This window comes from Mesorhizobium sp. M7A.F.Ca.CA.003.01.2.1 (assembly GCF_003998945.1).
In the GTDB taxonomy this organism is placed as follows: domain Bacteria; phylum Pseudomonadota; class Alphaproteobacteria; order Rhizobiales; family Rhizobiaceae; genus Mesorhizobium; species Mesorhizobium ciceri.
Map to the genome: position 1 here is coordinate 1 of NZ_RZRA01001143.1, position 1,524 is coordinate 1,524.

Annotated in this window: 2 protein-coding genes and 1 pseudogene; all 3 read left to right on the plus strand. The window is 65.0% G+C overall.

Features of this window, described 5'->3' with window-relative positions:
* On the plus strand, positions 1-207 hold a 207-nt coding region (locus tag EN969_RS35640; protein WP_206525276.1), incomplete at its 5' end, for a hypothetical protein.
* A 30-nt stretch (positions 208-237) separates the two neighbouring features.
* Positions 238-354 (plus strand): annotated as a pseudogene (locus tag EN969_RS36365) (transcriptional regulator); the annotation flags it as partial.
* 63 nt (positions 355-417) lie between these two features.
* Positions 418-1,524 (plus strand): flavin-dependent oxidoreductase (locus tag EN969_RS30590; protein WP_164758643.1); only part of this gene is annotated, 1,107 nt, incomplete at its 3' end.

Here is a 1,524-nt window from a genome sequence, read left to right on the forward strand (position 1 = left end):
CTTCAGGCCAGAGGAGCTTTCAACGTCGCCGCCGCCGGGCGACAGCAAAACCAACTCATAGCTGTCCGGGCGGCAGCGCTCCGCAATCTCGAAGACGGTTGTCGGCCCGGCCGCATCCAGAAGCTGGAAACCGGGGTGAACGACGACGGCAACGTGCCTGCGCATGGCAGTATTCGCCCGATTTATGTCATTTCGGACGAAACCTAACGCCGGTAGCCTCGTCGTCAAGCCATCTGGAGACCGGCAAAAGTCCTGGACGAAACGCTGCGCGCCATCGCTGCCCGCCATGGTGCCCGCACGGCAGACCTCGTCGCCATGCAACTCGAATATCCCCGGCCACGCGCATCGCCGTGACGTCGCGAAGTCGACGGGCATCTGGCCGGCTCGGGGGGACTTTTCACGGCAAGGGAGTGACTGATGAAAGCATTGATCGCCGGGGCCGGTATCGGCGGCCTCACCACTGCTCTGTTCCTGCATGAGGCAGGCATCGAGGTCGAACTTTTCGAGCGGGCCGACGACATCCGCGAACTTGGCGTCGGCATCAACATGCTGCCTCACGCTGTCAAGGCGCTGGCCGGGCTTGGGCTGATGCCGGCGCTCGACGCGGAGGGGGTGAGGACACGCGAGCTTGTCTACACCAACCGCTTCGGCCAGATCGTATGGCAGGAATTGCGGGGCATCGATGCCGGCTATGAGGTTCCGCAAATCAGCATTCATCGCGGCAGGCTGCTGGGGCTGATTCACCGGGCCGTGGTGAACAGGCTTGGCGGCGACGTCATCAGCACGGCAAGCCGTGTCGATGCCTTCGAGCAGAACGAGGGCGAGGTCGTGGCGCATTTCCGCCGGCATGACGGCTCGCGCGGCGAGGCCCATGGCGACCTGCTCATAGGCGCCGACGGGATTCATTCCGCCGTCAGGGCCGTGCTCTATCCCGAAGAAGGGCCGCCGATCTGGAACGGCACGATGCTGTGGCGCGGCGCCACGCCGTGGCCGGTCTGGCGCGACGGGCGCACCATGGCGGTTGCCGGCGGCAATTTCGCCAAGTTCGTCTATTATCCGATCGAGCCGGATCGCGAAGAGACCAGGCTGACGAACTGGGCGGTGATGGCCAATACCGGCGATAGCGGCACATCACCGCTGCGTCCCGGCGACTGGAGCCGCCCGGGCGTGATCGACGATGTGCTGCCCTTCGTGCGTGACCGGTTTCAGCTTGATTTTGTCGACCCCGCCTCGATCATCCAGGCAACGGATGGCTTCTACGAATATCCGAACTGCGACCGCGACCCGCTGCCACGATGGTCGTTCGGGCGGGTGACGCTGCTCGGCGATGCGGCGCATCCCATGTACCCGGTGGGGTCGAACGGAGCCAGCCAGGCAATACTCGACGCTGGTTGCCTTGCGATGCATCTGGCCGCAGGACCGACCGTCGAAGCCGCGCTAACACGGTATGACGGGGAGCGGCGGCCGGCCACATCGGCCATCGTGCTGGCCAATCGGCAAGGCGGGCCGGAAGCGGTCATAGAC